At 26.2% G+C, this 5172-nt stretch carries 6 protein-coding genes; 2 read left to right on the top strand and 4 right to left on the bottom strand.

Annotated elements, in window-relative coordinates:
* Positions 1–353 precede the first annotated feature (353 nt).
* Positions 354–917 carry a sugar O-acetyltransferase gene (locus tag HMPREF0216_RS13455; RefSeq protein ID WP_040419992.1) on the bottom strand — a complete coding sequence of 188 codons (564 nt, stop codon included), beginning with the start codon at positions 915–917 and terminating at the stop codon, positions 354–356.
* A 196-nt stretch (positions 918–1113) separates the two neighbouring features.
* Between HMPREF0216_RS13455 and HMPREF0216_RS13450 the strand changes: the two genes are divergently transcribed.
* The gene (locus tag HMPREF0216_RS13450; protein WP_005215273.1) at positions 1114–2004 is read left to right on the top strand and encodes a LysR family transcriptional regulator; all 891 of its coding nucleotides are present in this window, start codon (positions 1114–1116) and stop codon (positions 2002–2004) included.
* 174 nt (positions 2005–2178) lie between these two features.
* Here the strand turns inward: HMPREF0216_RS13450 and HMPREF0216_RS13445 are convergent, their stop codons facing one another.
* On the bottom strand, positions 2179–2718 hold the full coding sequence (locus HMPREF0216_RS13445) for a hypothetical protein (protein WP_005215266.1): 540 nt from the start codon (positions 2716–2718) through the stop codon (positions 2179–2181).
* 284 nt (positions 2719–3002) lie between these two features.
* Here HMPREF0216_RS13445 and HMPREF0216_RS13440 point away from each other — a divergent pair, with 284 nt between their 5' ends.
* Positions 3003–3575 carry a GNAT family N-acetyltransferase gene (locus HMPREF0216_RS13440; protein ID WP_005215264.1) on the top strand — a complete coding sequence of 191 codons (573 nt, stop codon included), beginning with the start codon at positions 3003–3005 and terminating at the stop codon, positions 3573–3575.
* 36 nt (positions 3576–3611) lie between these two features.
* Here the strand turns inward: HMPREF0216_RS13440 and HMPREF0216_RS13435 are convergent, their stop codons facing one another.
* Both HMPREF0216_RS13435 and HMPREF0216_RS13430 read right to left on the bottom strand, forming a co-directional pair.
* Positions 3612–4010: a hypothetical protein gene (locus HMPREF0216_RS13435; RefSeq protein WP_005215263.1), complete on the bottom strand. Its 399-nt coding sequence runs from the start codon at positions 4008–4010 to the stop codon at positions 3612–3614.
* Positions 4000–4938, bottom strand: a complete 939-nt coding sequence (locus tag HMPREF0216_RS13430) for a ParA family protein (protein ID WP_005215262.1) — start codon at positions 4936–4938, stop codon at positions 4000–4002. The genes HMPREF0216_RS13435 and HMPREF0216_RS13430 overlap by 11 nt, the downstream gene beginning before the upstream one ends.
* Between the last annotated feature and the right edge of the window lie 234 nt (positions 4939–5172).

Below are 5172 nucleotides of genomic sequence, written 5' to 3'. Positions count from 1 at the left end.
ATCACCAGCGATACTAGTATCATTTTTGACACTACTATACTAATGTCACTTCAGAGCTTCTTATATATTTTTTAGGGCATTATTATTAAACATCTAAACCTAAAATTTATTTAGATGTCTCACAAACTTAATAAATGACATGTGCTATCTATAAATCATAGTATATCTTATATAATTCTTCCCCAATTTGTTTAAGTAAAATTTCTTCCTTAGCTTTTTTAATACATCTCTGCCTGTTCTTTTCATTAGTTATTCTTAGCACATTTAAATTATACAAAATAAATGTTGCAAAAATATTAAATAAATCACGTTTAAAATATTTATTTTGTTAAATTTTTTAACATAATTAATTACTAACATTCCTTAACAAACTTTGCTGGCACTCCAGCAACTACTGTATTTTCAGGTACATTCTTTGTTACTACTGACCCTGCTCCAATAACTGCTCCATCCCCTATTGTAACTCCTGGTATAATAGTTGCATTTGATCCTATCCATACGTTTTTTCCAATGACTATAGGCTTAGGTATCATATTGCTTCTTTTTTCTGGATTCATATCATGATTAAGTGTTGCTAATACTACATTGTGTCCAATTAGTGTTCCATCTCCTATAGTTATTCCCCCTTGATCTTGAAATTTACAACCTGAATTAATAAATACATTTTTTCCTACATTAATATTCTTTCCACAGTCGGTATAAAACGGAGGAAATAATCCAAAACTACTATCTACTGGTTTTCCAATAATCTCAGAAAATATATCTCTAATTTCTTCTGGTGTATGATAACTATTATTTAATTTCATAGTTAGTTTTAATGCTTCTTGAGATAATATATGCATATATTGATGAATCTCCGATCCACCCTCTATTACTTTTCCACTATTTAAATATTCTATATAATTTTCTAAATTCATAACTTCTACTCCCTTATTTTCAATGCATTTTATCATTTCATATTTTCTATATTGATATTTTCTTAGCTCATAATCTTATTATATTATTGAGTTTTATAAATATCTAATTGTTATATTGAATACATTCCTATAGTTTACAGGAATGCTTGAAGCTATTATACTTAAAGTAATTTTTAAATAGAAATGAGGATTATAAATGGAATTGAGAGTTTTGAAATATTTTCTTGCAGTTGCTAGAGAAGAAAATATCTCAGCAGCTGCTGATAGCTTACATGTTACACAACCTACTCTTTCTAAACAGTTAAAAGAGCTAGAAGAAGAATTAGGAAAACAGTTATTTATCCGTGGTAATCGTAAAATTACTCTTACAGAAGAAGGAGTATTCTTACGCAAACGTGCTGAAGAAATAATTGATTTAACTGAAAAAACTAAGGATCAATTAAAGAAATCTGATAATATGCTTAGTGGAGATATCTATATAGGTGGAGGTGAAACAGATGCTATGCGCATTATTGCAAAAGTAGTAAGACGTATGAATTCAGAATATCCACTAATTAAATTCCATTTATATAGTGGTAATGCTAATGATGTTACTGAACGTCTTGATAAAGGCCTTTTAGATTTTGGCATACTTATAGAGCCAGCAGATATGAAAAAATATGATTTTTTAAAACTTCCTGCTACTGATACTTGGGGAGTTCTTATGAGAAAGGATACTCCTTTAACTGAGTTAAATACCGTAAAGCCTGAAGATTTATTAAATGTTCCATTGTTATGTTCTAGTCAGACTCTTGTGAATAATGAACTATCGGGATGGGCTGGTATTAATTTTGATAAATTAAATATAGTTACTACCTATAATTTGATTTATAATGCTTCTATTATGGTACAGGAAGGTGTTGGTTATGCACTTTGCTTAGATAAGCTTATAAATACTAGTGATAATAGCAATTTAATATTTAAACCTTTAGAGCCTGAATTAAAGGTAAATCTTGATATTGTTTGGAAAAAACATCAGGTGTTTTCTAAAGCAGCTAAGCTATTTTTAAGCGAAATACAAAAAGAAATTAGAAATACTCTTCATTAAATAATATAAACAGATATGACATCACTCTAAGATGCTATATCTGTTTATTGTTAATATAAATTTTTATAAGAAATAATGCTATGAACAATACCAAATATAATCATAATTCCAGTTGCTATATAGTTACTCATCCACAAAGATGCAAAAATCACGTTTATTTTACTATCGCCTCATTTATTCTATATATCTAAACACTATATCCATATTACTTAGTTTCTTATTAACTCTAACCTTATACTTAAAATTCTTACTTTCTATAAATATTAAAGTCATAGTTTCCCATAACAATACTGTTCCACCTGAATTTAATAGTGATGTAAGCAAAGATTCACCTTTAGAATTTTTAATAACATACCAACAAGATAAAAGAATTGCCGCAGCAATTATATAATAGCAAATTCTTATTACACCCATAAAACTCAATTTCTTCTCTCTAGCTAAAAATTCTCTATAAGAATTTATTATACTAACCTTAGATACTTCCTCTTTACTTTTATCCTTAACTTCTGCTGGCATATTTACTTCTAATTCAACATAAATCTTTCTCAACTTATATGGTACTCTCAAAATATACTCTTGAATCCATCCATCTAAATCAGCATTAATACTTCGATCTTTAACGTCTCTATAGTCAAATTCCCTAAATAGCTCTTCATAAGAATCAACCTTAATTGGTATTGTACATTTAACTTTTTCTTTTAAATTATCACTCATAATTTTTACTCCTAACTATCATATCTCCCCCTTCTTACATTTTTTCTTATTAGTATCACTTTTTATACATTTTTTTATTTATAAAATTTCATTATTAAATTTTTTATTAAGTCTATATATTTATTTATTAAATAAACAGCATTTTACTATATATAGCAATTTTATTTAAACACTAAAAATTTATCTAATTTATATGTTAATATATAATAAGTTAGATAAATTTAAGACTTATATTAAAATATTGAAATATAATTTAATTGATAAAAAATTATAGGAGAATTTAAATGAACATTGATAATTTAAAAATACGTAATGCAAAAATAGATGATATAGAAAAAATATTAGAAATTGAACATAATTCCTTTGCTAAAAATATTTGTGAAGATAAGCAAGTATTTATTGATAGAATCGAAACTTTTAATGAAGGTTTCTTAGTTGCCGAATATGAAAATGAGATAATTGGATATATTTGTTCTGAAATATGGCCATATAATGAAAATATTAAAGAAAGTAGCTTTTTGTTAAATCATTCAATTAAAGAAAGCCATAAAGCTAATGGTAATGAATTATATATATCATCTTTTGCTATTTCACCTAAAGCAAGAAAATATGGTATAGGAAAAATACTATTTAACTACTTAATTGATAATGTAAATAAATTAGTTTCAAATCCTAAATCTCTTTTATTAGTAGTAGCTGAAAATTGGATAACAGCTAGAAATATATATCTTAAGAAAGGTTTTATTGAAATCTGTATATTAAAAGATTTTTTTGATTATGGTAATATTGAGCCATTTAAAGCTGATGGTATAGTAATGAGAAAATTATTAAATTATAATTATACCCATGAAAAATAAAAGCAGTCACAAAATTTGTAACTGCTTTTATAACACCTATCCAATAATACCTTTTCTAATTCCCTCAATCTTAAGTCTATTTCCTACACTTCCTTCAACAATCATTGCTATTATATTATCTTTCTTAGTCGCTTTAGCAATATTTATTCCTAAAGCTCCCGCTAAGTTTATGAGCTTTTCCTTATTTAACTTTAACTTTGTTATATATGCTTTAGCTTCTTCCCTATTATTAAATTCCTTTAATTTTTCAATTTCAATAGTCCAATCATACTCTGTTACTGCTTCTTTTACAGCCTTATTTCTATGTTTATCTGATACTAAAAATGTACTCGTTCCATTTATTAGCTTGTCCAAATCTTCTTCTGTTAACTTTCCTATATACTTTATGGCTAAGTCCATAGCCTTTAAAACTTTACTATCAATCTTACTTCTCATCGATCCTATCCTTAAACTCCTTAACAACACTTTCAATTTCATTTACAATATTTTTCTTTGTAGGATTATCTGCTTTCTTTGCTATTGCAGGAATTAAATCTGCCATATCCATAAATTGAGAATTGTTTCTAATACTACTTTCAAATAATACATTGTATTTACCATTTAATATTTTATTTTTATCTGATACTCTACTTCTAAAATTAGACTCAAACTTAGTAAGCTCTTCTCCTTTAGCTATAGTAACCATATTCCCAACTACTCCTAATAACTGTGGTTTTATATCATAGCCCTTAAAGTTAAAGAACTTTATATCTTCATTAGTTTCACTTACAAGCTTTTCTATATGAGTTAATAATGACTCTATTCCTAAAGTTGATAAATAGTCAAACTTAGTAGGTATAAAATAATAATCACTAGCTATTATTGCACTTTGTGTAATTAAATCAAAGCTTGGTTGACAATCAATAAATACAAATTCATAATCTTCTTCTATTTCTTCAAGTCCTCTTTTTAAGGTATATAAACAATCTAATTTATTTCTTGCTAAACTTCTTTTAATTACTCCTCTTAACTGTACTGCCATTTCTAAGCTTATATCAAACAAATCTAAATGTGATGAAATTAGTCCTATAGGATTATTAGGACAATATTTTTTATTTACAGGTAAATCTTTAATGATAAAACTATTTATATTAGTTTCTCTATTATTTAATTTATCATCAAACCAATTTTTAATTGTTCTTGTTTCGCTATATTTATCAGCCCACTGATCTACAGCTATAAATGAAAATGTTAAACTTCCTTGCGGATCTAAATCAATTAATAATACTTTTCGTCCTTCTTTAGCTAACTTGGCTGCAATATTTGCTACAAATGTTGTTTTTCCAACTCCTCCCTTATAATTTACAACTGAAATTACCTTCAACTAACTTCCCCCTAAAAACTCTTACACATTATATTTATATTATCCTCATATGTATAAATTCATATTAAATAAGGCTGTAAAACCTGTAATTTTATCATTAGTATTCAATAAATTAAATTACCTAATAAATAAATTATCTACTTTACCAAAATTTATTATTTTAGCTGAAAGTTTTAAAAATTTATTTGAAATTGCTTTTCACCAAAACTCTTTCTTTTATTTTCTCACTCTTAC

It is taken from the genome of Clostridium celatum DSM 1785 (genome assembly GCF_000320405.1).
Taxonomy (GTDB): Bacteria; Bacillota; Clostridia; order Clostridiales; family Clostridiaceae; genus Clostridium; species Clostridium celatum.
Note: the sequence above shows the minus strand (reverse complement) of the source record. Positions and strands in the feature narration are given on the sequence as shown.

What these genes read in the sequence shown, in the direction of transcription:
- HMPREF0216_RS13445 (WP_005215266.1), bottom strand. Translation starts at nt 2,718, where the DNA reads ATGAGTGATAATTTAAAAGAAAAAGTTAAATGTACAATACCAATTAAG.
- HMPREF0216_RS13440 (WP_005215264.1), top strand. Translation starts at nt 3,003, where the DNA reads ATGAACATTGATAATTTAAAAATACGTAATGCAAAAATAGATGATATA.
- HMPREF0216_RS13455 (WP_040419992.1), bottom strand. Translation starts at nt 917, where the DNA reads ATGAATTTAGAAAATTATATAGAATATTTAAATAGTGGAAAAGTAATA.
- HMPREF0216_RS13435 (WP_005215263.1), bottom strand. Translation starts at nt 4,010, where the DNA reads ATGAGAAGTAAGATTGATAGTAAAGTTTTAAAGGCTATGGACTTAGCC.
- HMPREF0216_RS13450 (WP_005215273.1), top strand. Translation starts at nt 1,114, where the DNA reads ATGGAATTGAGAGTTTTGAAATATTTTCTTGCAGTTGCTAGAGAAGAA.